Source organism: Aneurinibacillus migulanus (genome assembly GCF_001274715.1).
GTDB classification, from domain to species: domain Bacteria; phylum Bacillota; class Bacilli; order Aneurinibacillales; family Aneurinibacillaceae; genus Aneurinibacillus; species Aneurinibacillus migulanus.
Map to the genome: position 1 here is coordinate 1,202,251 of NZ_LGUG01000004.1, position 24,879 is coordinate 1,227,129.

Consider the following 24,879-nt stretch of genomic DNA (forward strand, 5'->3'; position numbering starts at 1 on the left):
TTTGAAGTAAGCTTTTTAGCACTCATTATCTAGGAGTGCTAACAAAGGAGGGGCAGCATGCTTACGGAACGACAGCAAATGATTTTACGAGCTATTATCGACAACTATATCCGTTCCGCCGAACCGGTTGGCTCACGTACGATTTCAAAACGGGAAGATATTGGATACAGCTCTGCTACCATTCGCAATGAGATGGCGGATTTGGAAGAGATGGGCTATCTGGAGCAGCCGCATACGTCGGCAGGACGCATTCCTTCCAATAAAGGTTACCGTTTTTATGTGGACCAGCTTGCTAGCATGCCTTTTGTGCAGGCAGAAGATGCTTCGCACATTCGCCGATTATTCGCCGAACGATTTTATGAATTCGAACAAGTGATGAACCAGGCGGCGTCCGTTCTCTCCGGTTTAACAAATTATACGTCCATTATACTTGGACACGACATAAAAACGACCCGACTTAAAGCGGTTCAGATGATTCCGCTGTCCCGGCAATCCGCTGTTTTCATTCTCGTAACGGATACAGGAAAGGTCGAGAATAAGACCATCTCCTTGCCTGATGGCATGGAGATGGAAGAGGTGGAGCGGGTAGTGAATCTGCTGAACGCGAAGCTTTCGGGTGTGGCGATGACAGAGCTGAGACAGCGCCTGCATGCCGAGGTGGCAAAAGAACTGGGCCGCTATATTCAGCAATATGAACAACTCATGACAGTACTTGAAGAGACGTTGACGCACGAACCAGACGATCATATCGTATTGAAGGGCACGACAAATATTTTGATGCAGCCGGAATTCCGCGATGTGGATAAAGTCAGGGATATTTTGACACTTTTTGAGCAGAATGAAATGGTAGTGCGTCTGTTTGATTCGCAGCAAACCGGGCTTCATGTACGGATCGGCACAGAGAATGAGGAACAGGCAGTCAGCGGCTGTAGCATTATTACGGCCACTTATCATCTGGACGGACAGCCGGTCGGGACGGTAGGTATTTTGGGGCCGACCCGAATGGAGTATGCACGTGTCATGGCGATTTTGAGGGAGCTTTCGGGCAATTTAACGGATGCGTTTGAACGTTTCTATAAATCCGGGCCGTAATAGTCCGGTACAATTAGTAAATAAAAGGGGATGCTTATGAGTTCACATCCGACGGAGCGGGATGGCTCAGGGGATGAACGGATATCCACCCTGCTTCATAATATGAATGCGGTACAGGCGGTTGCAGGTTCCGTAGAAGGAACGATTGGTCCTAAGGGACTCGACACGATGCTGGTAGATGAACAAGGTGGCGTCATCATTACGAATGACGGGGTCACTATTCTTGAAGAAATGGAAGTGAAACATCCGGCTGCCCGTTTGATGATAGGTCTTGCCCGTTCACAGCAGCGTGAAGTGGGCGATGGGACGACGACGGCTACCTTGCTGGCGGCGTCGCTTGTTGCCGAGGGTGTGGCACAGGTACAGCGGGGCGTTCCAATCGCTAGAGTGATTGCCGGTATCGAACTTGGAATTAGGGAAGCGATAGACCGGCTCAGGGAGGCTGCACTGCCGATCGAAGGGTTCGATGATGAACGTCTGTTTCATATCGCATACATTGCGGGAAGAGAGCAGGAGGACATTGCCCGTCTCGTCATTGAAGGGGCTAGGCTCATCGGACATGAGAAGATGCTTGAGCCGGACTTTTCTTTCAGCGAATTGGTTACGGCACGTGAAGGCGCGGAGAACAAAGTGCTGGACGGCGTTATTATTAATCAGCATCCCCTATCCCGTGAGATGCCCACCCGCCTTTCAAATGTACGGCTTCTCGTGTTGAACGACGCGCTTGCACCGGAAGAAATGGATGATGAGGCGCTAGGCACAGAAATTGGATTTCAACGGTATCTGCAGGTAAAAGAAGAGTACCGACGCAATCTTGAGAAGCTTTTGGAATTGAAAGTGAATGCAGTGGTGCTCGACCGAAGCTGTGATAGCATAGCGGAAGAATTCTGCTTGGACCATGGAATCCTAGTGCTTCATCGGGTGTTTCGTTCTGAAAGGGAACGAGTCACCCGATATACCGGTGCACGTTCGCTTAAACGTACTGCTTTGGATAAAAGCATATCCGAACTTTCACGTGCGCTCGGATATGCGGAGCAGTTAGAGTTCGATGAATCACTTGGTCACGTACAGATTATGGGCGGGCAGGGCATGCCTGAGGCGACGATGATTATCGGCGCTTCAACAAGCGAGGTGGTCGGTGAGCGGGAGCGAATTGCCAAGGATGCAGCTGCGGCTGTCCAGGCTTCGCTTCGCGGTGGCTACCTTCCTGGCGGAGGCAGCGCTGAATTATTCTTGTCCAGACATCTGGAAACATGGCGTCACTCGGTCAAAGGAATGGAAGGGTTCGGTGTGGAATCGGTCGCTGCGTCGCTGCGCAGGCCTCTTGCCCAAATGATACGCAATGCCGGCTTTAATCCACTTGAGAAAATCGAGCAGGTAAAAGCTGCGCAGGCCGAGGCGGGAACGTCTAGCATCGGTCTTGATTTTGACACTGGAGAATGCACCGACATGCTGGTAGCCGGAGTGGTGGACCCCGCACCGGTCAAATTGCATGCCCTGCAGACGGCCGGTGAAGTAAGCCGCGCTATTTTGCGCATACATACGGTCATCCGCAAGAAATCTCCAGCTATACTATTAGATGAATAGGGGGAAGTGTTGTGTCAGAAGAGAACAAAAAAGCCGCCGAAACATCGGAAGAAATAAAGCAGCAAGAAGCTACGGCAGAAGCAGTTGAATCTGTACATTCTGAGGAAAGCGAGCAGTTAAAGGCCACATCGGAAGCAAACGAGTCTTCCGATGTAACCCGTGAAGAGGAATTGCTTGCCCAAATTGAGCAACTTAAGGCTGAGAAGGAAGAGCTGAACAATCAGTATCTGCGGGCGCATGCTGACCTGCAAAACTTCCGCGCACGCGTTAACAAGGAAAAAGAGCAGATGCTCAAATATTCTTCGCAGCGTGCTGTTGAAGCGCTCCTGCCGGTAATCGATAACTTCGAGCGGGCAATTGCTGCAAGCCAAGATGCTCAGGATACAAGTGCCTTAAAGGAAGGAATCGAGATGGTATTCCGTCAACTACAGCAGGTGCTTGAACAAGAAGGGGTTACCGTGGTGCCGGGTGTCGGAGAACCGTTCGACCCGAATATGCACCAAGCGGTGATGCAGGAAGAGAGCAGTGAATACGAATCCGGTATGGTTATCGAAGAATTCCAGAAGGGGTATAAGCTAAAAGATCGCGTCATTCGACCATCTATGGTAAAAGTAAGCTCCTAATAAATCATAATAGATCGTATTCAAAAAGGAGGACAAACAGAGCCATGAAATTCAAGGCGCGGCAGTCCCGAGCAGCGAAGCGTAGGGGAGACTACGTGAGAAGTGAGGGGGAAACGCAGAATTTCGCAGCTCCGCTTCCTGGACTTTTTGAACTTTCTCTAATAAATACACTTAGAAAGGTTGGTTAACATATAATGGCTAAAGTAATTGGGATTGATTTAGGTACCACAAATTCTTGCGTAGCAGTTATGGAAGGCGGCGAGCCAATCGTTATTCCAAATCCAGAAGGCAACCGCACCACGCCTTCCGTAGTCGCTTTTAAAAACGGTGAACGCATTGTTGGCGAAGCTGCAAAACGCCAAGCGATTACTAACCCTGATAACACGGTTATCTCTATTAAGCGTTACATGGGTACGAACCATAAAGTTACCCTCGAAGGCAAGGAATATACGCCGCAGGAAGTATCAGCAATGATCCTGCAAAAGCTTAAATCTGATGCAGAAGCATATCTTGGTGAAACGGTAACACAGGCCGTTATTACAGTACCTGCTTACTTTAATGACAGCCAACGCCAGGCAACGAAAGACGCCGGTAAAGTAGCGGGTCTTGAAGTGCTTCGTATTGTCAATGAACCAACGGCCGCAGCACTTGCTTACGGAATGGAAAAGGGAGAGGACCAAACCATTCTCGTATATGACCTTGGTGGCGGTACGTTTGACGTGTCCATTCTTGAGCTTGGTGACGGCTTCTTTGAAGTAAAAGCGACAAGTGGAGATAACAAGCTAGGCGGAGATGACTTCGACCAGGTTATTATCGACTATTTGGTAGCAGAATTTAAAAAAGAGAACGGCATTGATCTATCTGTTGATCGCATGGCGATGCAACGTTTAAAAGATGCGGCGGAAAAAGCGAAAAAAGACCTTTCCGGCGTACTTACTACAACGATCTCGCTTCCGTTTATTACAGCGGATGCAACTGGTCCGAAGCACTTGGAAGTAAACTTGACTCGTGCGAAGTTCGAAGAATTGAGCGCACAGTTGGTTGAGCGTACGATGGTACCGACTCGTCAAGCGTTGTCGGATGCAGGCCTTCAGCCTTCCCAAATCGATAAGATTATCCTTGTCGGCGGTTCTACACGTATCCCGGCCGTACAGGAAGCAATTAAGAAATTCACAGGTAAAGAGCCGTATAAAGGCGTGAACCCGGACGAAGTGGTAGCGCTAGGTGCAGCTGTTCAAGCAGGCGTACTGACAGGTGATGTAAAAGACGTCGTTCTGCTTGACGTAACTCCGCTGTCACTTGGTATCGAAACAATGGGCGGCGTTATGACGAAGCTTATCGATCGCAATACGACGATTCCGACCAGTAAGTCGCAAGTATTCTCTACAGCAGCCGACAATCAGACGGCGGTAGACATTCATGTATTGCAGGGTGAGCGTCCGATGGCTAATGACAACAAAACGCTAGGTCGCTTCCAGTTGACTGACATCCCACCGGCACCGCGCGGCATCCCACAAATCGAAGTTACGTTCGATATCGATGCCAATGGTATCGTAAACGTGTCGGCGAAAGACCTTGGCACAGGTAAACAACAGCAAATCACGATTACTTCTTCCTCCGGTTTAAGTGACGAAGAAGTGGAACGTATGGTACGTGAAGCGGAGGAGAACGCGGAAGCTGATAAGCAGCGCAAAGAGCAGGTAGAATTGCGTAACGAAGCGGATCAATTAGTGTTTACAACAGAAAAAACGCTGAATGACCTTGGTGATAAAGTAGAGCAGGCTGAGATCGACAAAGCGAACGCGGCGAAGGATAAGCTGAAAACCGCGCTCGAAGGAACGGATCTCGAAGCGATCCGTACGGCAAAAGACGAGTTGCAGGAAGTCGTACAGCAACTGTCCGTGAAGTTGTATGAACAAGCTGCACAACAGGCACAAGCAGCTCAAGGTGCGGAGCAAGCCGGTAAAAAAGACGATGACAATGTCGTAGATGCCGACTATACTGTTGTAAATGAAGACGAAAAAAAATAATGCGTAACGCATGATGAAGAAAAAGTCAAAGTCAGGGGCAAACTTGGCTTTGACTTTTTTTCGTAATTTGATATATGATGAACTTTATGAGTGAAACAGTGCGGGAGTGAAGAGTATGAGCAAACGCGATTATTACGAGGTTCTGGGCATAGAAAAGTCCGCCTCGGAAGATGAGATAAAAAAAGCATACCGTAAGCTGGCTCGCAAATATCATCCAGATGTTAATAAAGAACCAGATGCGGAACAGAAATTCAAAGAAGTCAAGGAAGCGTACGATGTCCTTAGCGATCCGCAAAAGCGAGAGTCTTATGATCATTTTGGTCATGCCGGAGCCCAGCAGGGCGGCTTTGGCGGCGGTGGCGACTTTGGTGGCTTTGGTGATATTTTTGACATGTTCTTTGGTGGCGGCGGCGGGCGACGCAATCCGAACGCACCACGTCAAGGGGATGATCTGCAGTATACGATGCAGATTGAATTCAAGGAAGCTGTCTTCGGTAAAGAAATGGATATTGAGATTCCGAAGGAGGCGACTTGTTCCAAATGTGATGGATCAGGCGCTGAACCAGGCAGCAAAGTGGAAACATGTCATACGTGTAACGGTGCCGGACAGCAGGAGGTTGTACAGAATACACCATTCGGCCGTGTCGTAAACCGACGTGTTTGCCCGACATGTAAAGGAAGCGGCCAGTTCGTGTCCGTCAAGTGCAGTAAGTGTCACGGTAGCGGGAAAGAAAAAGTACGTCGCAAAATCCATATCAAAGTTCCTGCCGGGGTAGATGATGGGGCGAGAATGCGCATTACCGGCGAAGGTGAGTTGGGGGCGAATGGCGGACCACCGGGCGATTTGTACATTGTGTTCCGCGTAAAGGCGCATGAGTTTTTTGAACGTGATGGTAACGATGTTTTCTGCAAAGTACCAATTACGTTCGCTCAGGCCGCGCTCGGAGATGAGATCGAAGTGCCGACGCTTGATGGCAAAGTGAAATTAAAAGTACCTGCGGGCACGCAGACAGGAACGAAATTCCGCCTGCGCGGTCATGGAGTTCCATATCTGAATCGCTCCGGTAAAGGCGATCAACACGTAAAAGTAGTCGTGGTAACACCGACGAAGCTAGACGATAGACAGAAGGAATTGCTTCGTGAGTTTGCTGAAATCAGCGGCCAAGAAATGCATGGCGGTCACGAACCTTCTTTCTTTGATAAAATGAAAAAAGTGCTGCGTGGAGAAATCTAAGCAGCAAAGCTTGATAGCAAACGAGAGGATGGGACAATCGGATGAACTGGTCTGAAATCAGCGTTCACACGACGCAGGAGGCAATCGAGGCAGTTTCAAATATTTTGCAGGAAGCGGGTGCATCCGGAGTTGTTATTGAAGACCCGGAGGTACTGAAGCGCGAATGGAAGGATAGATTCGGAGAAATCTATCAGCTATCGGCAAAAGATTATCCATCTGAAGGTGTCATCGTGAAAGCCTATCTTCTCGCGAGCGATCAGATACAACAAACTGTACAACATATCGAACAGGCGATTCGAAGTCTTTCTGCATACGGCATCGAAGCCGGTTCCGGCTCGGTGTCGCTTGCAGAAGTTCAAGAGGAAGATTGGGCAACCGCCTGGAAGAAGTATTATAAACCAGTAGAAGTATCGGAACGAATTACGATTACTCCTACATGGGAGAATTATGTACCAGAGAAAGAGAACGAACTTATTATTGAGCTCGATCCGGGTATGGCGTTCGGTACAGGAACACACCCGACAACAGTAATGTGTATTCGAGCATTAGATGAAGCGATTGCAGGAGGCGAAACGGTTATAGACGTTGGTTGTGGTACGGGGGTGCTCAGTATCGCTGCCGCGAAGCTGGGGGCTTCATCCGTTCGAGCACTCGATCTTGATGAAGTTGCTGTCCAATCCGCAAGAACGAATGTAGAATTGAACGGCACGGAGAATACAGTAACTGTCGCACAGAATAATCTGCTCGATGGTATCGACGGTCCGGTCGATATGATCGTCGCCAATATTCTAGCTGAAGTTATCGTTTTATTTGTCGAAGATGCAGCCAGGGCATTGAAGCCTAACGGATTGTTCATCACATCAGGTATTATTACTCAAAAAGAAGCCGAAGTTAGGGAAGCGATGGAGAAGGCTGGTTTCCGTATTACGGATGCACATTACATGCACGATATGTATGAGAAAGAAGATGGCTCCCGTTACACCGATACCGACAGAGTAGCGCCACCGAGCATTCGCGACCGAGGTGACATCGACTCCGGCTGGGTATGTCTGGTGGCACAAAGAAAAGCAGAGTGAGGGATGTAGCATGCAGCGATACTTTGTAGACCCTTCGCAAATGGATGAACAGTATGTGATGATTACGGGTGACGATGTGAATCATATTGCGCGTGTCATGCGTTCGCGTGCTGGTGATGAAATCATCTGCTGCAATGGTCAAGGACGTGACGTACGTGGAGCAATCGAAGAAATCGGTGCTGATGCGGTCCGGGTGCGCATCCTTGAGGAAGACCTTCCGAGCCGCGAGCTTCCGGTGCAAGTTACCATTGCACAGGGATTGCCTAAAGGTGATAAAATGGAGTTGGTCATTCAGAAAGGCACTGAGCTCGGTGCTTTTTCTTTTTGCGCGTTCACCTCATTGCGTACAGTAGTTAAGCTAGATGATAAAAAAGAGAAAAAGCGCAGGGAACGGTGGCAGAAAATTGCCAAGGAAGCGGCCGAACAGTCACATAGAAGCCGGGTACCGGATATCGCCAATATGCTAACCTGGCGCGAGCTGCTTGCATCGGCATCGCAATTCCATTATGCTTTATTTGCATATGAGAAAGAAGAGACAGCTACGTTGCGTCGTGCTCTCTCCGGCGTTCCATCTGGCTCGCGAGTTTTGCTTGTCATCGGTCCGGAAGGTGGCTTCGATGAGAAGGAAGTTATAGAGGCGGAGACAGCCGGATTCGTCAGCGTCTCGCTGGGAAGGCGTATTCTGCGAGCGGAAACGGCCCCGCTTTATGCGTTGTCCTGTGTTTCATACGAGTTTGAACAAGCATGATATAATGAAGACAGTATAAAGGCAGAAGGAATTTTATAGTAAGGAGTTGGATGATACATGCCAACTGTAGCATTTCATACGCTCGGCTGCAAAGTGAATCACTATGAGACCGAAGCACTCTGGCAACTGTTCAAGCAAGCCGGATATGAAAAAATAGATTTTGAACAAAGCGCAGATGTGTATATCATAAATACATGTACGGTAACGAATACGGGGGATAAGAAAAGCCGTCAAGTTATTCGCCGCGCCATTCGCCGTAACCCGGAAGCTGTTGTAGCGGTAACAGGCTGTTATGCACAGACAACGCCGCATGAGATTATGGCAATCCCGGGTGTGGATATCGTAGTGGGAACATCCGGTCGCGACAATCTGATTGGATACGTAAATCAGTACTTGCGCGAGCGTGAACCGATTAATGCGGTATCCAATATTATGAAAGCGCGCGAATACGAAGAGCTGGATGTACCTGAATTTACCGATCGTACACGTGCATCACTGAAAATTCAAGAAGGCTGTAACAATTTCTGTACGTTCTGTATTATTCCGTGGGCGCGCGGATTGATGCGTAGCCGTAAACCGGAAAGCGTTATCGAGCAGGCAAACAAGCTGGTGGCTGCAGGCTACAAGGAAATCGTGCTGACGGGCATTCATACCGGAGGATACGGTGAAGACCTGGAAGATTATAATCTGGCGCGTCTGTTGCGTGAGCTTGATACGAAGGTTCCTGGATTGAAGCGTATTCGTATCAGTTCCATTGAGGCAAGTCAGATTACGGACGAGGTTATCGAAGTGCTGAACTCTTCTGATAAGATGTGCCGTCATCTGCACGTTCCTCTGCAGGCAGGCGATGACAGCGTATTGAAACGCATGCGCCGCAAATATACGACGGACGAGTTCCGCCGCAAAATCGAGCAGCTACATCAAGCGCTACCTGATGTAGCTATTACAACGGATGTTATCGTAGGATTCCCTGGTGAAACAGAAGAAATGTATGAGAACGGGTACCGTTTTATCGAAGAGATGAAGTTTGCAGAACTGCATGTCTTCCCGTACTCTAAACGGAGTGGGACACCTGCGGCCCGCATGGAAGACCAAGTAGACGAAGAAGTGAAGAACCGTCGTGTGCACGAATTAATCGCATTATCTGATAAGCTGGCGCTTGAATATTCCAGTAAGTTCGTTGGTGACGTCCTCGAAGTTATTCCAGAAGAGCCGTACAAGGAAGCTCCTGAGAGCGGCCTGTATGTTGGCCATTCCGATAACTATTTGAAGCTTGTGTTCGAAGCAAATGAATCACTCGTTGGAAAAATATGCAAGGTACGTCTGGATGAACCTGGTTCTGAATATTGTAAAGGCACGTTTGCTCGTGTGCTTAGCGAAGAGACGCTCAAGGCATAAAGTGAAACTTCGCGCAGTGGGGGGAGTCTTCATCCCCCACTGTGTGTTAGTTGAACATATCCGACCTTTAAGGGCAGTTTACCTCCATCTACACTTCTTCGATTTCTTTCAGTCTTGAGGTGGGAGTATTACTGCCCGTTAAGGCGGGATAAAAAGTAAACAGGCATAAAAGCGAAACTGTTTTTTCTCAGTTTCGCTTTTTTTGCTATCATTCTTTTGTATAATTTTAGACAGATTGTTTTTACCGCTATTATATTGAGGAGTCGCTTATGCTTCATTTAGATAATTGGCCGATTCGCCGTAAGATTACTTTGCTTGCATTTGGTATCGTCTTGTTCACCTTGTTGATGGGCACGATGATTCTAATTGGCAAAATCGTCAGTGTAAAGATCGAAGAGGTGAGTCAGCGTTCGTTATTAACGGCGAAAGTCACTGCACAAATGCCGGAAGTCAAGCTGGCGGTAGAGATGCCGGAGGGCGCTAAACGTATGCAATTGCTTGTAGAGCAGGTTCGCAACATTTATGGGGTCGACTATATTGTCGTGGTTGATATGAACGGCAAACGGATGTCTCATCCACTCGAAAGCCGGATCGGGACATTTTTCGATACGGCAGAAGCAAAGCCTGCCTTTGCTGAGCATATCTATATTGATCGCGTGAAAGGAGATCTTGGCGAAGGCGTGCGGGCCTATGCACCAATTATGAATGTTGAACACCAACAAGTTGGAGTGGTGATGGTCGGTAACACAGTGCCTAAATTATCGGCTATTATAGAAGATATGGGTAAGGAAATGGGCATTATTCTCTCGCTAACCTTAACATTTGGGATTGTATGTGCCTATCTTTTGGCCAGTCATATTAAGCAACAAACATTCCAATTGGAACCCCAGGAATTGGCTCGGACACTGGATGAGCGGACCGCCGTGTTTCATGCTATCCATGAAGGGATTATTGCGATTGATGAGAATGAGCGTATTACCGTCATTAATGAAGCAGCACGCCGTATGCTGAAGGTGAGAGGCAAGGCGATCGGAGAGAATATTCGTGAAGTCATCCCCGATACACGCCTTCCGGAAATTATAGAGCTTGGTCGTCCGCTGTATAACAAACAATTTTATATTGGTGACACGCTCCTTCTAAGCAATCGTATGCCTATCAAAGTAAAAGGGAAAACGTCTGGGGCTCTGGCGATTTTTCAAGATAAGACGGAAGTGACGCAACTGGCTGAAGAACTTACAGGGGTAAAGGCGTTTGTGGACGCGCTCCGTGCTAAAAACCATGAGCATAGTAATAAGCTACATACGATTGCCGGGTTGATTCAATTAGGCAAAGAGCAAGAAGCATTACGCTACATTTTCCAACTGGATGAAGAACAAGAAAATGTAGCCCATTATATTAGTGGCCGCATTCAGGATATTAATCTGTCCGGTCTACTTATCGGTAAGATTAGCCGGGCCAAGGAACTTGATATTACGTTGCATATTGATTCATACAGCGAATTTCAATTTTTTCCTGAAGGCATGACCTATCACGATCTGGTTATTATTATCGGGAATCTAATCGAGAATGCCTTCGATGGGCTCGTAGAAGTGAATGATCGGGACAAGCGGGTTGATGTGTCGATTGTGCAGGACGATAGCTATCTCATTGTCGAGGTTGAAGATAATGGAATCGGTATTCCTGAAGAGATGCAACAACAGATTTTTACAAAAGGCTTCTCCACTAAAGAGAAGGGAGAACATGGTATCGGACTGTATCTTGTCTCTTCGATTGTCGAGCGAAGCGGGGGGGAGATTGAATTGGAAAGCGCGTTAGGATACGGCACATGGGTACGCATAAAGCTGCCGATGGAACGTAAGGAGGATTTTGAGCATGAGCAAAACGATTAATGTCTTACTTGTAGAAGATGACCCGATGGTTCAGGAGATTAATACTTCTTTTATTGAACGGGTAGAAGGATTTAAGGTCATAGGCTGGGCACGTAACGGGGAGGAGGCGATTGAGAATGTAAAGCGGCTTGCTCCTCATCTGGTTATTCTGGATTTATATATGCCTGGTAAAGGCGGGCTGGAAGCGCTTCGTGCTATCCGACAGCAAGAATTGGATGTGGACGTAATTGCGGTGACGGCAGCCAATGATAGGGAAACGGTTTTGCGCGTAATGCGATTAGGAGCCGTGGACTACATTTTTAAGCCGTTTCAATTTCACCGGATTCAGGCGGCATTGCTGCGCTATAAAGAACATTTTCGCCGCAATCAGTCAGCAGTGTTCTCGCAATCGATGTTTGATGTTGCACGCGAATTTACGATGTTTGGCAACAAACAATCGAATAAAAAGGAAGAGGCAGAAATCGAGTATCCAAAAGGTATTCAGGCGTTTACGCTACAGCAGGTGTCCGATTGTCTAAAGGGAGAGGCTGGAGAAATGTCCGCTGAAGAAATTGGTCAGCTTATCGGTATGTCCCGGGTTACTGTGCGGCGATATCTTGAATATCTCGAATCGGTTGGTAAAGTCAGATCATATATGGTATATGGTACGGTAGGCCGCCCGATGAAAATGTACACATGGCTCAATGAACAAAAAGAACAAAATGTGTAACAAAAAGAACAAAACGTTTTAAAAATACGAAAACTTTTCTCTTCCCTATGCAAACGTTATCATGAAACTATCAGAAAAAGAGAACTATTTGCAAAGGGGAGTGTCCCATGAAGATTTTGAAGAATTTGACGGTACAAGTCGTTATCGCCATTATCATCGGCATTATCGTCGGATCGGTCTGGCCGGATGTTGGCAAAGAGATGAAAGTGGTCGGAGAGACATTTATCAATATGATCAAGATGGTCATCGCACCGATCATCTTCCTTACTATCGTCCTTGGCATCGCCAGCATGGGTGACATGAAGAAAGTAGGGCGCGTTGGAGGAAAAGCGCTTATTTATTTCGAAGTTGTAACGACTTTCGCCCTTATTATCGGTATTATAGTAGCCAACATTACAAAGCCGGGAGCGGGGCTTGACCCGGCGAAACTGAATAGCGGAGATATTACCAAGTATACTGAGAGTGCAAAAGAGATGGACTGGGTGGAATTCTTCACTCATATTGTTCCATCTAATATGTTTGAAGCGTTCGCTAAAGGTGACATTCTGCAAATCCTATTCTTCTCAGTTTTGTTCGGTCTCGGTTTGACTGCCATGGGCAAAACAGGCAAGCCTGTTATTGATTTCTTCGAGAAATTATCTACTATTTTCTTCAACATTCTCGGCATGGTTATGAGGCTCGCGCCAATCGGTGCGTTCGGTGGTATGGCATTTACCATCGGGAAGTATGGCCTCGGAACATTGCAACAGCTTAGCATGCTGATGCTAACGGTGTATGCCACAATGTTCTGCTTTGTATTTATTGTATTAAATATTATTGCCAAGATGTATGGTTTTAGCTTATGGAACTATCTCAAATTTATTAAAGAAGAGTTGCTGATCGTATTGGGAACCTCCTCGTCTGAGTCCGTTCTGCCACGCATGATGGATAAGATGGAGAAATTCGGTTGCTCCAAGCCAGTTGTCGGCCTTGTAATTCCGACAGGGTATTCATTCAATCTGGACGGGACAACCATCTACTTGTCCATGGCGACTATCTTCCTGGCACAAGTATTCCATGTTGATTTGAGTATCACGCAGCAGTTAACAATTATTGCGATTCTGATGCTCACATCGAAAGGGGCAGCGGCAGTTACCGGTGGCGGATTTATTGTGCTTGCTTCTACGTTGACGGCTATGCAGGTCATTCCGGTAGAAGGGCTCGGGCTTCTTATCGGTGTCGATCGCTTCATGTCAGAAGCTCGCGCTATTGTAAACCTTATCGGGAACGGGGTGGCGACCATTGTCGTAGCGAAGAGCGAGCAAGAATTCGACGAGACGAAGCAGCAGCAAGCTATACAGGAAATGAACCAAAAAATGAGTGCATAAAGAATAGAGTAAGAAGAGAAAGCGCCGGCTATCTAGCCGGTGTTTTTTCTATGACAAGAAAGTATGCTATGATACGAATACAAAAGAACGCAGAATAAGGTGAGATGACATGAAATCTCTAGGGTGGTTGGTAGTATTTCTTATCGCCGGTCTATCGCTTTCCATTGCTATTGGTTTTAGCTTCAGCGCGGGAGCACCTGTGCGCTACGACGCAGAACAGGAAGGATTGGATCAGAAAGTGATCATCCGATTTAGTCATGTGGTCGCAGAAAATACGCCAAAAGGACTGGCGGTTGCCAAGTTTGCAAAGCTGGTACGCGAGAAAACGGATGGGATGGTTGAAATCCGCGTCTATCCGAACGCGACACTATTTGATGATGAAAATGAATTTAATGCGCTCCAATCGGGCAAAGTGGAAATGATAGCACCTGCTACATCCAAGCTCTCTTCGCGATATCCAGCGTGGATGATTATGGACTTGCCGTATGCATTTGAAAATGAGAGAGAAGTTAATGAAGCGATGGATGGGCGCCTGGGTGAATTATTATTCGAGGCTATTAATGATGAGAATGTCAAAGGTCTTGCACTGTGGGACAATGGTTTCAAACAGATGACTGCAAATCGGCCTGTCGTACAGGCGGATGATCTCAAAAATCAAAATTTCCGTATTATGCCGGGGCCTGTTCTACACGCGCAATTCAGAACATTGGGAGCCAAAGCTGAGAGCCATTCATTCAACGATTTGTATCGGCAGCTGCAAAGCGGTGTTGTACAGGGGCAAGAGAACACATTATCCAATATATACAGCAAACGCTTATATCAGGTACAAAAATATATGACGGTTAGTAATCATGGCTATCTGGGGTATATTGTATTAATAAATAAAACAACATGGGATAGGCTATCCAATACCCAACAGGAAGCGATCGAATCAGCGATGGCAGAGACAACCGCCTGGATACGTGAATACGCGAAAAAGATGAATGACAGAGCATTGGCTGAAATGAAAGCAGAACACATGATTGCTATCCACATGCAGACAAATGAGGAAAAGGAAGCATGGAAAAAGCGGCTTGAGCCCGTCTATTATCAATTTAAAGATGTAATCGGTGGACCGGTTATCGAAGAGTGGCAGCAGCTTATCGTCCGGCAACGCTCTCCTCATAAAAGTCCCTCCGGTTACGAATAAATGTTATGAAAAAAGTGGTAAAAGACGGTCATAGTGCGATAAACTTGAAAAAAGGATGCTTTTGCGAGGAGGAATGTTTCATGGCAAAGGAGGTTTCAGCAGGAGGCGTTGTATATCGGAGAACGAAGGATAATCGGATTGAACTTATGATTATTGAAGATCGCTATTTAAAGGCGTCTCTGCCTAAGGGGAAACGGGAAAAAGGAGAAACAATGGAAGAGACGGCGCTTAGGGAGATTCGTGAAGAAACCGGAATTGAGGGCAAGGTGGTTCAGCCCTTGGAAACGATTTATTATAATTACTACAATCCAAAAGTTGGGGCTGTAAAGAAAGAAGTGCACTATTATTTAGTGGAAGCGATGGCAGGCACGCTTGTTCCGCAGCTGGAGGAAATTCATACTGTGGCTTGGATGTCGCCGGAGGCGGCCTGGGAGAAACAGGCGAAGAACGGGTACCAGAATAACATTTCGGTCCTGTCCAAAGCATATGAATTGCTCGGGCTTGATCATCGAAAGGAGAAAACATCATGACAGACACAAATAAATCGCTGGCAACGTATATCGATCACACCTTGCTAAAACCGGAAACTACGATGGAGATGATCGATAAGCTATGTCGGGAAGCGAAAGACAATGAATTCTTCGCTGTATGTGTCAATCCGTACTGGGTTGCACGGTCAAAACGAAATCTCCAGGGCAGTCAGGTAAAAGTTGCCACGGTTATTGGTTTTCCTCTTGGTGCGAATGCTGCCGAAGTGAAAGCGTTCGAATCGGCGAAAGCAATCGAGGATGGAGCCGATGAATTGGATATGGTCATCAACATTGGAGCGTTGAAATCAGGAGACGATGAGGCGGTGCTGCAAGATATTGCGGCGGTCGTGGCAGTCGCAGGAGATCGTGCGCTCGTGAAAGTAATTATTGAGACCGGTCTTCTGACAAATGAAGAGAAAGAAAGAGCCTGCCGTCTGAGTAAGGAAGCAGGGGCGCATTTCGTTAAGACGTCCACCGGATTCGGAGCAGGGGGAGCCACGATAGAAGATGTTAAGCTGATGCGTGCGGCTGTTGGACCAGAATTGGGCGTAAAAGCATCAGGCGGCGTTCGGACACGCGAAGACGCCGATGCGATGATTACAGCAGGTGCTACACGTATTGGTACCAGTGGCGGTGTTACTATCGTACAAGGCGGGACGAACACGGAACAGTATTAATTCACTAATAGCAACAAGCGTATGACTGCAGCAATACGGTCATACGCTTGTTTTTTTAGGACGGGTGCCATCCCCGCGAGTTCTTCTTATTTTCTAATGCAATATTGAGCTGCTCGCGCGAGCCAGTGCGCAAACGGCAATGCCAGCAGCGAACAAATAACATTGAACAGAGTTTGGGCATGTGCGATTTGAACCGCCGGATCGGTTGTCAGCCAGATGACTAGTGCCCCCAAGGGATGAATAAACGGCAAGAATAGTAGTACCCCTGCGACATTCAATACGACATGAACCCATGCAACTTGTTTTGCTTCGGCATTTCCACCTATTGCCGCCATTATGGCGGTTACGCATGTTCCGACATTGCTACCGAGAACAATTGCAATGCCCATTCCGAGCGTCAGGATGTTCTCATTCATAAATCCCATCGTCATGGCCGTCACTGCCGAACTGCTGTGCAGCAGCGCGGTAAACATTGCACCAAGAAAAATTCCATTAAAGTAACTACTATCAGGTTTGGCAAGCGATGATAAAAAGAAAGAGGTATGCTGCAAAGGTTCGGCCACCATCTGCATCATCTGAATACCAAGAAATACGCACCCGAAGCCGGATAGAGACATCCCGATTGCTTTGATTACCTGCGAACGCATCCACAGTACGGAACAGCCTACAATAAACATCGGCAACGCCAATTTTTGTGGATTCAGCGCAATCAACTGGGTTGTGAACGTTGTTCCAATATTTGTGCCGAGAATAATGCCTATCGTCTGTGGAAATGACAGCAATCGCGCATTCGCAAGTCCAATTGTTACGACTGACACCGCACTGCTGCTCTGTACGAGCATCGTCACTAGCGTACCTGTAATCATGCCACGCGTCGGAGTTTTCGTAAAACGTACAAGCCAGCGGTGAAGATTATCACCCGCTAGCGCAAATAAGCCAAGGCGCATTAAATACATTCCGCCCAAAAACAAACCAAGTCCCGCCAAAAGGGGAAGCGCAAGACTAGCCATCCGTTCGTCTCCTCTCGTGCACGTCTACCCCACATATGTATGCAAAGCGCAAGACAGGCATGACAGGCCCGAACAAAACGAAAGGCAGATCCTGAAGGGATCTGCCTCGAAACGTTAATATACATTGCAGACGAAATAATCGATACGTCGTGTGTCCAATCCGCCAATCGTATAGCCGAAGAACGGAATATACCGGAAATACGTAACTGTTTGTTGACGCACAGAGAACGGCCAAATCCAGAACTGGTCGCCGTTCGATAGCCACACGTACGTCCAGCGGAACAGGCACAGCCGCAGGCTTCCTGGAGCAACAGCCTGGGTGCTGTATGCCTGGCTCTGCTGTGGAATGTAAGTAGGCGGCGGAGTAGGTGGCTGCATCGGCTGTTGACCGGGTCCACCGGGCGGCTGTGTTGGAGGCTGAGGAGGGAAGCCACCGCCCGGAAATGGTCCCGGATAAGGCGGCTGTGTTGGAGGCTGAGGAGGAAAGCCTCCGCCGGGAAATCCAGGAATACTCGGCAGGTTTTGAGGAAATGAAAATTGTCTTTCTTCTTTATGAGATTTGCTCATTGTAACACCTTCCTTTCCGTATAGACTATTCACAAATCGGGACTATTGCGTATAAAATAGGCACAAGCCTGCTATGGCAAAAGAACAAGTGAAAGGGTGAACAGAATGGAAGTAAAAACGAACGGATGCAGTATTGACCACTCTCTAGAAGATGTACGCAAGAAGCTCGGTGCCATTGAACCTCATCTGCCTACAAGCATCTCCCAGATCTTGCCGGGATATATAGAGCAGGAACGGACACAAGACGAGCTTAATCATGTATTTCATTTACTAAAGAAGTATGACCTTGCAGATGATGAAGAAAAGGCACGTCGTAATGAAGAATTCAGAAAGCTATTGCAGCACGTTTAGACGAAAGATAGAATACCCTCCGCTTTTGGACAAGCGCAGGGTATTTTTTATGTATATACTTTCCTTTCTTAATTGTAAGCGGAGAAAGAATCGCAAAGCGTTGCCAAACGTTATTTTTTACAGCGGATCATTTGCTTTTTTTCCGAAAAAGGATGAGCAAAGGCCCCCGCAAGTTTTTCTTAATGTAATACTTTTCATCAAAATGCGACAGAAAAATTTTCTTCTCCGCGAAAAGTATAGCAGGCAAGGATAAAAATACATCAAGAAATGAAAGGGAGATCACTAGTGAACAAAAAACTTGTAAGCGGATTATTGGCAGCTACTCTTCTTGTTGGAGGTACGTCCGTTTTTGCACAGGACAATACTACAACGACAGAAAAAGAAAAGAAAGAAACGGCTACTAAAGTGACTGGATTGGAAAATGCACTACAGAATGTAAAGAACGAGACAGCAAGACAAGCCATCATGACAGCCATCCAAAACCAAAATCAAAAACAAAATGTGACAACAGGAGATAGTGTAACCGTAACACCTGCTCCAGCAAAGGATAAGAATGAAAAACCAGTAAAGGAAAAACAAGGCGTTGTCACTGTAAAAATCAATGGAAAAATTATGATTGCAGATCAGAAGCCGATCATCATTAACGGACGTACTGTTGTACCGTTGCGCAGCATCTTTGAAGCGCTCGGTGCAGATATTAAATGGGACAACATCAAACAAACCGTTCATGCGGTGAAGGATAAAAATAAAGTAGAGGTTAAAATTGGGGATCTTACAGCGGTAGTCAACGGTAAGAAAGTGAAGCTGGATCAAAAAGCGTTTATGGTTAATAATCGTACGATGGTACCGGTTCGTTTCGTAAGTGAAGCACTTGGTGCAGATGTACAATGGGATGCCAAAAACTTGACGATTCACATTACGATGAAAAAATAAAGTAACAGTATAAAAGGATAACACAGCGGACACTTGCCTTGCAGGTGTCCGTTTTTATATGCATTCTCGTTTTTCTTTTATAATTTTAGTAAAATAATGTGCATGAAAACAGAGAAAAGGATGGTTTCGATGATTGCACTACCAGAACGTTTTGTTGAACGAATGAAGCGGACGATGGGGGAGAAGGATGCAAAGGCTTTTTTTGCAAGCTATCAAGAAAGTTCAGCGCACGGCCTGCGCCTTAATCCTGGAAAAGTATCGTGTGAAGCAGCTAATGCGATGCCATTTTCCCTTACACCTGTGCCGTGGTGTTCAACAGGGTTTTATTATACAGAAGAAGACAGACCGGGCAAGCATCCGTATCATGCAGCAGGCTTGTATTATATACAGGAGCCGAGCGCAATGGCGGTCATCGAGGCGCTTAGGCCTGAGCCAGGAGATAAGGTGCTGGATTTATGCGCGGCTCCGGGAGGCAAGTCGACGCATATCGCCGGATACTTGGGGAATGAAGGGTTGCTAGTAGCGAATGAAATCCACCCATCCCGCGTCAAAGCGCTCTCTGAGAATGTGGAGCGATGGGGAGCGCGTAATATTCTTGTAACCAACGAAACACCGGGGCGTATGACTGAACGTTTTCCTGCTTTCTTCGATAAAATCGCGGTGGATGCGCCTTGTTCGGGAGAAGGAATGTTCCGCAAGCTGCCGGAAGCATGCGAGGATTGGTCGGAAGGCAAAGTGGCCCATTGCGCAGAGATGCAAACGGATATTCTTGCAGACGCAGCAGTAATGCTAAAGCCAGGCGGTGTTATCGTATATTCGACCTGTACGTTTGCGCAGGAGGAGAACGAGGTGCAAATCAAGAGTTTTCTTGCGACACATCCGGAATTTTCGCTTGAACCGATTGCGCAGGAAGCATATTTCACGCCGGGTGAGCTACAGCATACCGTACGCCTATGGCCGCACAAGCTGCGCGGGGAAGGGCACTTTCTCGCCCGTTTGCGCAAGCGCGCCGACGTTGAGATAACAGAAGAGGTGCAAGAAGCAAAAACAAAGCCGTTACCGCCAGATGTACGCAAGATATTTGAATCATTCTGCAAGGAAACGCTGACGTTCGTTCCAGAAGGAGTTTATGTGCTCTTCGGTGATCAACTGTACGTGATTGCGGATGGATTGCCGCGCTTGAACGGTCTGAAAGTTACGCGGGTTGGCTGGCATCTGGGCAAGGTGAAGAAAGACAGATTTGAGCCGTCCCACGCGCTGGCGTTAGCGCTGAGATCGGGAGAGTGGAAGCGAGGTATAGATTTTGCGGCAGACAGCGAGGAAGTTCGTCGCTACTTGAGGGGCGAGAGTCTGTTCGTGGATACGACCGGAAAAGGCTGGACCGTGGTGACGGTGGACGGATACCCGCTCGGCTGGGGCAAGCTTGTGCAGGGACAATTGAAGAACCACTATCCCAAAGGATTGCGGTGGGTGTAGTGTGGTGAAACATGTAGGCAACCCCCTTGATATATAAGGGGGTTACCTACATTCTGAGAAGTATTTCGTAATAAACTACCCCTACTTGCGTTGACTACATTCAGAAACTGAATAGTTACAAAACAAAAATAAAAACAGAATATATTTAAAGATAGGGTATATCGTGTTCGTCATATGTTTTGTGATTGACATATACTTTTTTTGTTTATAATAAATGGATTTGTGCTATACTCAATAAAAAAGTGGAAAATAAAAAAGACTGCATGCGCTGCAGCGCATGCAGTCGATGTACAACAGACGTTCCCAAATGCAGGGAGCGGCTCATATGGTTGAACAGAGATGGACCTCCTGTGCTTGTCAGGCTCAAGGGAGGTCTATTTCTTTTTTATAAGTGTCGCGATGGCAAGAATAACACCTACAATGCTAATGGTAGTACGCCGAAGTTGATTGCTAGGTTAAGTGCTTCATATGACACCATTAGGCTTCACCCCCTTTCTTCTAGGGAGTGAGCCGCTGACCGCCCTTGAGGAGCCGTATTCAGTTGTACAAGCACGATTATACCATGTAAAAATGGAAATGGGTGGCACAAAAATAGGCGTACAATGAGGAGCAATACATCCTTGTCTCAATCAATCCATAGAAAAGGTGATTTTAGAACATTGGACCATTGAAGATGGACAAAAGCAGAAAGAGGAATAAGTGAATTGACGAAAAATTATGTGTGAGTTATTATAAAATATAATCACATATTCTCTTTCAAAGGGGAGTAGCTGTACAGCAAAGTCGTCATTACGGGAAATTCCCCGGCTTTGCTGGCAACAACACGTTGTTAGCGAGACCTTTGCCAAATTTCTGGTAAAGGTTTTTATTTTTGGGCGTTTACCAGATCAACTGGTAAACGCTTTTTATTTCTGGACTAAGAAATGATATGTCGCTGTAAAGTGAAAAAGTGACATAAGCGGCCGCTTGTCTTCTTTGTGGAAAAAGGACGAACGGCAACACCCGCGAGTTTTTCTTATTTAATTAATCAAAAGGAGAAGAAACGTATGAAAAAATGGCTTTCCATGTTCGTGTTGCTACTTGCCACATTCCTTGGGGGATGCAGCAGCATCAATGACTCCCTCGCATATGCAAACAGTGCAGCCGATTATGTGACAAAAGTAACTGAATTTGCCAATGAGGCGCCTTCGATTGCCAAACAAGCCGTAAATGATGAAAAGGCCAGAGAACAGCTAGAAGCAGAGCTGCAAGGATTAAAACAGGACATTCTAGCATTCAATAAGGTGCAACCACCCGAAATAGCAAGCGGCGTGCATGAAGAGATCGTAAAACAAAATGAGAAATTAGCGAAAGAAATTGATTCCTATTCACAAAAAATCAAAGAAGGTACCGTTCATCTAGAAGCCTTCGGGAATTCAGAGCTTTTTCGAACGATGAGTGAGATGAATGAGCTTCTTAATAAAATTCAAGCTCTAACGAATTAGTATGAGGATGAGAGTAGTATGGAGAGGATAATTGCCCTTGATCAAAGTTTATTTTATTGGTTAAACGTGACGTTGCATATTCCCTCGATTGATTGGTTAATGGTATTCTGCTCCAAAATCGGAAACAACGGCCTTTTTTGGTGCCTTGTTGCAATGGTTCTCTTTTTGTTTCGGAATCGCTTGGGAGGATTCCATCCTCCCATTATGCTGTTCATTGGGATCGGGATAGCAAGTGTGATAGAAACTCTTATAAAAACAAGCATCGCCAGGCCGAGGCCTCCTTTAATAGAGGAGAATATCCTGCAATTTATCGAGCTTCCTGTATCCCACTCCTTTCCTTCAGGGCATACAACTGTATCTTTCGTATCCGTATACATTTTACATCGGTTTTTTCCACGCTCCATATATTGGACCCTGCCTTGCGCGCTCCTTATTTCGCTGTCGCGCATTTATGTAGGTGTACATTACCCACTCGATATTATGGCTGGAGCTGTTTTAGGACTTACGGTAGGAATGATTGCTATGCGTCTGCCGGTTATGCACATCGTTGCTCGGCTCTTTCCCGTTCGTAGATAGCTGCAGCCTATACATATTGAGCTTTCCTATCTTTTTGTCATCGGACTTTGTTTATTTATCACATATAATGAAGAGAAGAAGGCATAATGGAGAGGAAGAAGCCTATGGAAACGGAGAATATGCGAGAAATGCCTGCAAAAGACACGTATTACCATATGAAGTCAAAAGAAATGGAAGTGGTGTATGAGGCGATTGATAATGTAGCCAAGTATGACTCCACAGTACTCATTCTCGGGGAATCCGGGGTTGGAAAAGAAGGGCTTGTGAAACGGATTCACGATATGAGTGCCCGCAGCCATGGTCCGCTTATTCGTATTAATTGCGGAGCTATTCCTGATAACTTGATGGAATCGGAAATGTTCGGTTATGCGAAGGGCGCGTTTACCGGGGCAACAAGTCAAGGGAAGCTGGGATTAATGTCACTAGCCAATGAAGGTACGCTATTTCTCGATGAAGTAGCTGAATTGTCCCTAACGATTCAAGTAAAGCTCTTACGGGTTCTCCAGGAACGGCATTTCTATCCAATTGGCGGTGTGAAACCGGTCACTGTAGACATTCGTCTAGTCGCAGCGACCAACCGGAATTTGCAGAGCATGGTCGAGAGCGGCCGATTCCGTGAAGATTTATACTATCGACTGAATGTTGTACCGATTGAAGTTCCTGCCCTGCGTGAAAGAAAAGAGGATATTCCCGGATTGATTACATTTTTTCTGCGTAAGCTGGAGTTGAAATATCAGAGGAACAAAACCATCACGGAACAAGCTCTTGCAATATTATTACAATACGATTGGCCCGGGAACATTCGTCAGCTTGAAAATATGATCGAACGCCTGGTTGTTACAACACGCGGTGATACGATCGATGTACAGGATGTGCCGCGTGAAATCAAGGAAAGCATCGGAGAGAAGAAGTATATTGAAATCCCTGACAAATTGCCTCTCAAGGAGCTTGTCGCACAGTTTGAAAGCGCGGTGATTCAAGATGCTTTACGAAGAAACAAAACATTAAGCAAGACAAGCAAGGAATTGGGACTGGATGTTTCGACCCTCTCACGAAAATGTAAAAAGTACCAAATCGACATATAAAGCTACTATAGATTATTTTTTTAAAAGCTTTGTGATAATGCAAAGCTTTTTGTTTTTTTGCAAAGGATTATACGCCTTTTTTTATACAAGTATGGCATTTTTGCAAAACTACTGTGACTAACCGTATCAAAAAAGTCGAAAATACGGCATATAAAAGTTGGCATACTATTTGCTTTTATACTTGTAGTGAGAGGCGGAGAATATAAAACATAAAAAACTTTGCCTGTTTACTTTATGGAGAGGGGAAAACAACATGGCCGAAAAAATCTATGGAAATACACCTTGCTTCCTGGGTGCGAAAAATATTTCAGCGGACAGCAACACGGATGGGGTGGACGTAGTTGTATACGGTGTACCGTGGGAAGGCGCGGTAACATGGGGAGAATATACCGGATGTGAATTAGGCCCAAAAGTTATGCGGCTCTGTTCGGCTCGTTACACAGGATATCTGCCGGAACTTAATCATATTGACGTTTTCGAACATATGAAGCTTGGCGACATGGGTGATGTCGATGTGATTCCAGCTGATGTAATGGGCACAGTGAAAAGAATCGAAGAGTTCTCGGGAAATGTATGGTCAACAGGTAAGTTTCCAGTGGCGCTAGGCGGAGATCATGGCATCACATATCCAATCGTTAACGCATTAACAAAACAGGTAAAAGGAAAAGTCGGAATTATCCATCTGGATGCTCACTATGACAATAAACCGCACCATGAAGGTGATGCATTTGCCCGTTGTTCACCGTTCGCTCGCCTGTACGAGTGTGAAGGTGTGCGGAATGAAAGCATTGTTCATGCCGGTATCCACGGCCCAAGAAACGCACCAGATAACGGTAAGCTAGCACAAGAAGTCGGAGCGACTACTATTACAGTGCGCGACATTCGCGAGCATGGAAATTTAAAGCAATTAGCTAAACAAATGTATGACATTGCTAGCCAAGGTACAGAAGCGGTGTATTTATCCATTTGCAGTGACGTTATGGACTTTGCATTCAATCCGGGCGGTCCTGCTGACTGCAACGGACTGACATCCTACGAGCTGCTGACGCTTGTATATGAGCTGTGCAAACTGGGCGTAATCGGTATGGACTTCGTCGAAGTATATCCGCAACAAGATCCGAATCAATTCTCAGCCCACTTCGCTTCCACACTTGTTCTCTACGCGCTAGCTGGTACGATATGGAACAAAGAAGAAAAAGCGAAAAAAGAACAGGCTGGACAGTATGTAACAAACTAATAAACGCAAAA

22 protein-coding genes and 1 pseudogene are annotated in these 24,879 nt (G+C 46.5%); 21 read left to right on the forward strand and 2 right to left on the reverse strand.

Going from position 1 to position 24,879, the window contains the following annotated elements; translation table 11 throughout:
• The first annotated feature begins 57 nt into the window (after window positions 1-57).
• From hrcA to deoC, 14 genes and pseudogenes are all read left to right on the forward strand, one after another.
• A complete protein-coding gene (hrcA, locus tag AF333_RS07660; protein WP_043065567.1) occupies window positions 58-1,092 on the forward strand; it encodes a heat-inducible transcriptional repressor HrcA in 1,035 nt (344 codons plus the stop codon).
• A 36-nt stretch (window positions 1,093-1,128) separates the two neighbouring features.
• The gene (locus AF333_RS07665) at window positions 1,129-2,679 is read left to right on the forward strand and encodes a TCP-1/cpn60 chaperonin family protein (RefSeq protein ID WP_043065568.1); all 1,551 of its coding nucleotides are present in this window, start codon (window positions 1,129-1,131) and stop codon (window positions 2,677-2,679) included.
• 11 nt (window positions 2,680-2,690) lie between these two features.
• Window positions 2,691-3,302 (forward strand): nucleotide exchange factor GrpE, encoded by a 612-nt coding sequence (gene grpE, locus AF333_RS07670; protein ID WP_080787696.1) that lies wholly within the window; start codon window positions 2,691-2,693, stop codon window positions 3,300-3,302.
• Between the two features lie 194 nt (window positions 3,303-3,496).
• Complete coding sequence (gene dnaK, locus AF333_RS07675; RefSeq protein ID WP_043065570.1) at window positions 3,497-5,332, forward strand: molecular chaperone DnaK; 1,836 nt, start codon at window positions 3,497-3,499, stop codon at window positions 5,330-5,332.
• 115 nt (window positions 5,333-5,447) lie between these two features.
• Window positions 5,448-6,566 (forward strand): molecular chaperone DnaJ, encoded by a 1,119-nt coding sequence (gene dnaJ, locus AF333_RS07680; protein WP_043065571.1) that lies wholly within the window; start codon window positions 5,448-5,450, stop codon window positions 6,564-6,566.
• 41 nt (window positions 6,567-6,607) lie between these two features.
• Window positions 6,608-7,516: pseudogene (gene prmA, locus AF333_RS07685) on the forward strand (50S ribosomal protein L11 methyltransferase); the annotation flags it as partial.
• 136 nt (window positions 7,517-7,652) lie between these two features.
• Complete coding sequence (locus tag AF333_RS07690) at window positions 7,653-8,390, forward strand: 16S rRNA (uracil(1498)-N(3))-methyltransferase (RefSeq protein ID WP_043065572.1); 738 nt, start codon at window positions 7,653-7,655, stop codon at window positions 8,388-8,390.
• Window positions 8,391-8,447: 57 nt separating this feature from the next.
• Window positions 8,448-9,788 (forward strand): tRNA (N(6)-L-threonylcarbamoyladenosine(37)-C(2))-methylthiotransferase MtaB, encoded by a 1,341-nt coding sequence (gene mtaB / locus AF333_RS07695; RefSeq protein ID WP_043065573.1) that lies wholly within the window; start codon window positions 8,448-8,450, stop codon window positions 9,786-9,788.
• 269 nt (window positions 9,789-10,057) lie between these two features.
• Window positions 10,058-11,677 (forward strand): ATP-binding protein, encoded by a 1,620-nt coding sequence (locus AF333_RS07700; RefSeq protein ID WP_043065574.1) that lies wholly within the window; start codon window positions 10,058-10,060, stop codon window positions 11,675-11,677.
• Entirely contained in the window at window positions 11,661-12,386 is a 726-nt protein-coding gene (locus AF333_RS07705; protein WP_052520511.1) for a response regulator, read from the forward strand. Before AF333_RS07700 ends, AF333_RS07705 begins: the two co-directional genes overlap by 17 nt.
• A gap of 107 nt (window positions 12,387-12,493) precedes the next feature.
• Window positions 12,494-13,753 carry a dicarboxylate/amino acid:cation symporter gene (locus AF333_RS07710; protein WP_043065576.1) on the forward strand — a complete coding sequence of 420 codons (1,260 nt, stop codon included), beginning with the start codon at window positions 12,494-12,496 and terminating at the stop codon, window positions 13,751-13,753.
• 109 nt (window positions 13,754-13,862) lie between these two features.
• Window positions 13,863-14,942: a DctP family TRAP transporter solute-binding subunit gene (locus AF333_RS07715; RefSeq protein ID WP_043065577.1), complete on the forward strand. Its 1,080-nt coding sequence runs from the start codon at window positions 13,863-13,865 to the stop codon at window positions 14,940-14,942.
• Between the two features lie 80 nt (window positions 14,943-15,022).
• Complete coding sequence (locus AF333_RS07720) at window positions 15,023-15,472, forward strand: NUDIX hydrolase (RefSeq protein ID WP_043065578.1); 450 nt, start codon at window positions 15,023-15,025, stop codon at window positions 15,470-15,472.
• The gene (gene deoC / locus AF333_RS07725) at window positions 15,469-16,149 is read left to right on the forward strand and encodes a deoxyribose-phosphate aldolase (protein ID WP_043065579.1); all 681 of its coding nucleotides are present in this window, start codon (window positions 15,469-15,471) and stop codon (window positions 16,147-16,149) included. The genes AF333_RS07720 and deoC overlap by 4 nt, the downstream gene beginning before the upstream one ends.
• 86 nt (window positions 16,150-16,235) lie before the next feature.
• Here deoC and AF333_RS07730 read toward each other — a convergent pair whose 3' ends face one another.
• Window positions 16,236-17,159, reverse strand: a complete 924-nt coding sequence (locus AF333_RS07730; RefSeq protein ID WP_043065580.1) for a Na/Pi symporter — start codon at window positions 17,157-17,159, stop codon at window positions 16,236-16,238.
• A gap of 114 nt (window positions 17,160-17,273) precedes the next feature.
• Window positions 17,274-17,726, reverse strand: coding sequence for a hypothetical protein (locus AF333_RS07735; protein WP_043065581.1), 453 nt, complete (start codon window positions 17,724-17,726; stop codon window positions 17,274-17,276).
• A gap of 105 nt (window positions 17,727-17,831) precedes the next feature.
• Between AF333_RS07735 and AF333_RS07740 the strand changes: the two genes are divergently transcribed.
• The 7 genes from AF333_RS07740 (at window position 17,832) to AF333_RS07775 (ending at window position 24,868) form a co-directional block, all read left to right on the forward strand.
• Entirely contained in the window at window positions 17,832-18,077 is a 246-nt protein-coding gene (locus AF333_RS07740; protein ID WP_043065582.1) for a hypothetical protein, read from the forward strand.
• A 285-nt stretch (window positions 18,078-18,362) separates the two neighbouring features.
• A complete protein-coding gene (locus tag AF333_RS07750) occupies window positions 18,363-19,010 on the forward strand; it encodes a copper amine oxidase N-terminal domain-containing protein (protein WP_052812000.1) in 648 nt (215 codons plus the stop codon).
• A gap of 132 nt (window positions 19,011-19,142) precedes the next feature.
• Window positions 19,143-20,486 (forward strand): RsmF rRNA methyltransferase first C-terminal domain-containing protein, encoded by a 1,344-nt coding sequence (locus tag AF333_RS07755; protein WP_200894935.1) that lies wholly within the window; start codon window positions 19,143-19,145, stop codon window positions 20,484-20,486.
• A gap of 1,046 nt (window positions 20,487-21,532) precedes the next feature.
• Window positions 21,533-21,970, forward strand: a complete 438-nt coding sequence (locus AF333_RS07760; RefSeq protein ID WP_043065585.1) for a DUF6376 family protein — start codon at window positions 21,533-21,535, stop codon at window positions 21,968-21,970.
• An 18-nt stretch (window positions 21,971-21,988) separates the two neighbouring features.
• On the forward strand, window positions 21,989-22,546 hold the full coding sequence (locus tag AF333_RS07765; RefSeq protein ID WP_043065586.1) for a phosphatase PAP2 family protein: 558 nt from the start codon (window positions 21,989-21,991) through the stop codon (window positions 22,544-22,546).
• A gap of 104 nt (window positions 22,547-22,650) precedes the next feature.
• On the forward strand, window positions 22,651-23,631 hold the full coding sequence (locus AF333_RS07770) for a sigma-54 interaction domain-containing protein (protein WP_052520513.1): 981 nt from the start codon (window positions 22,651-22,653) through the stop codon (window positions 23,629-23,631).
• Between the two features lie 253 nt (window positions 23,632-23,884).
• Window positions 23,885-24,868, forward strand: coding sequence for an agmatinase family protein (locus tag AF333_RS07775; RefSeq protein WP_043065587.1), 984 nt, complete (start codon window positions 23,885-23,887; stop codon window positions 24,866-24,868).
• Window positions 24,869-24,879 lie beyond the last annotated feature (11 nt).

What these genes read in the sequence shown, in the direction of transcription:
- AF333_RS07720 (WP_043065578.1), top strand. Translation starts at nt 15,023, where the DNA reads ATGGCAAAGGAGGTTTCAGCAGGAGGCGTTGTATATCGGAGAACGAAG.
- AF333_RS07740 (WP_043065582.1), top strand. Translation starts at nt 17,832, where the DNA reads ATGGAAGTAAAAACGAACGGATGCAGTATTGACCACTCTCTAGAAGAT.
- AF333_RS07735 (WP_043065581.1), bottom strand. Translation starts at nt 17,726, where the DNA reads ATGAGCAAATCTCATAAAGAAGAAAGACAATTTTCATTTCCTCAAAAC.
- AF333_RS07705 (WP_052520511.1), top strand. Translation starts at nt 11,661, where the DNA reads ATGAGCAAAACGATTAATGTCTTACTTGTAGAAGATGACCCGATGGTT.
- mtaB (WP_043065573.1), top strand. Translation starts at nt 8,448, where the DNA reads ATGCCAACTGTAGCATTTCATACGCTCGGCTGCAAAGTGAATCACTAT.
- AF333_RS07765 (WP_043065586.1), top strand. Translation starts at nt 21,989, where the DNA reads ATGGAGAGGATAATTGCCCTTGATCAAAGTTTATTTTATTGGTTAAAC.
- AF333_RS07715 (WP_043065577.1), top strand. Translation starts at nt 13,863, where the DNA reads ATGAAATCTCTAGGGTGGTTGGTAGTATTTCTTATCGCCGGTCTATCG.
- deoC (WP_043065579.1), top strand. Translation starts at nt 15,469, where the DNA reads ATGACAGACACAAATAAATCGCTGGCAACGTATATCGATCACACCTTG.
- AF333_RS07710 (WP_043065576.1), top strand. Translation starts at nt 12,494, where the DNA reads ATGAAGATTTTGAAGAATTTGACGGTACAAGTCGTTATCGCCATTATC.
- AF333_RS07770 (WP_052520513.1), top strand. Translation starts at nt 22,651, where the DNA reads ATGGAAACGGAGAATATGCGAGAAATGCCTGCAAAAGACACGTATTAC.
- dnaK (WP_043065570.1), top strand. Translation starts at nt 3,497, where the DNA reads ATGGCTAAAGTAATTGGGATTGATTTAGGTACCACAAATTCTTGCGTA.
- AF333_RS07690 (WP_043065572.1), top strand. Translation starts at nt 7,653, where the DNA reads ATGCAGCGATACTTTGTAGACCCTTCGCAAATGGATGAACAGTATGTG.
- dnaJ (WP_043065571.1), top strand. Translation starts at nt 5,448, where the DNA reads ATGAGCAAACGCGATTATTACGAGGTTCTGGGCATAGAAAAGTCCGCC.
- AF333_RS07760 (WP_043065585.1), top strand. Translation starts at nt 21,533, where the DNA reads ATGAAAAAATGGCTTTCCATGTTCGTGTTGCTACTTGCCACATTCCTT.
- AF333_RS07700 (WP_043065574.1), top strand. Translation starts at nt 10,058, where the DNA reads ATGCTTCATTTAGATAATTGGCCGATTCGCCGTAAGATTACTTTGCTT.
- AF333_RS07775 (WP_043065587.1), top strand. Translation starts at nt 23,885, where the DNA reads ATGGCCGAAAAAATCTATGGAAATACACCTTGCTTCCTGGGTGCGAAA.
- AF333_RS07665 (WP_043065568.1), top strand. Translation starts at nt 1,129, where the DNA reads ATGAGTTCACATCCGACGGAGCGGGATGGCTCAGGGGATGAACGGATA.
- hrcA (WP_043065567.1), top strand. Translation starts at nt 58, where the DNA reads ATGCTTACGGAACGACAGCAAATGATTTTACGAGCTATTATCGACAAC.
- AF333_RS07730 (WP_043065580.1), bottom strand. Translation starts at nt 17,159, where the DNA reads ATGGCTAGTCTTGCGCTTCCCCTTTTGGCGGGACTTGGTTTGTTTTTG.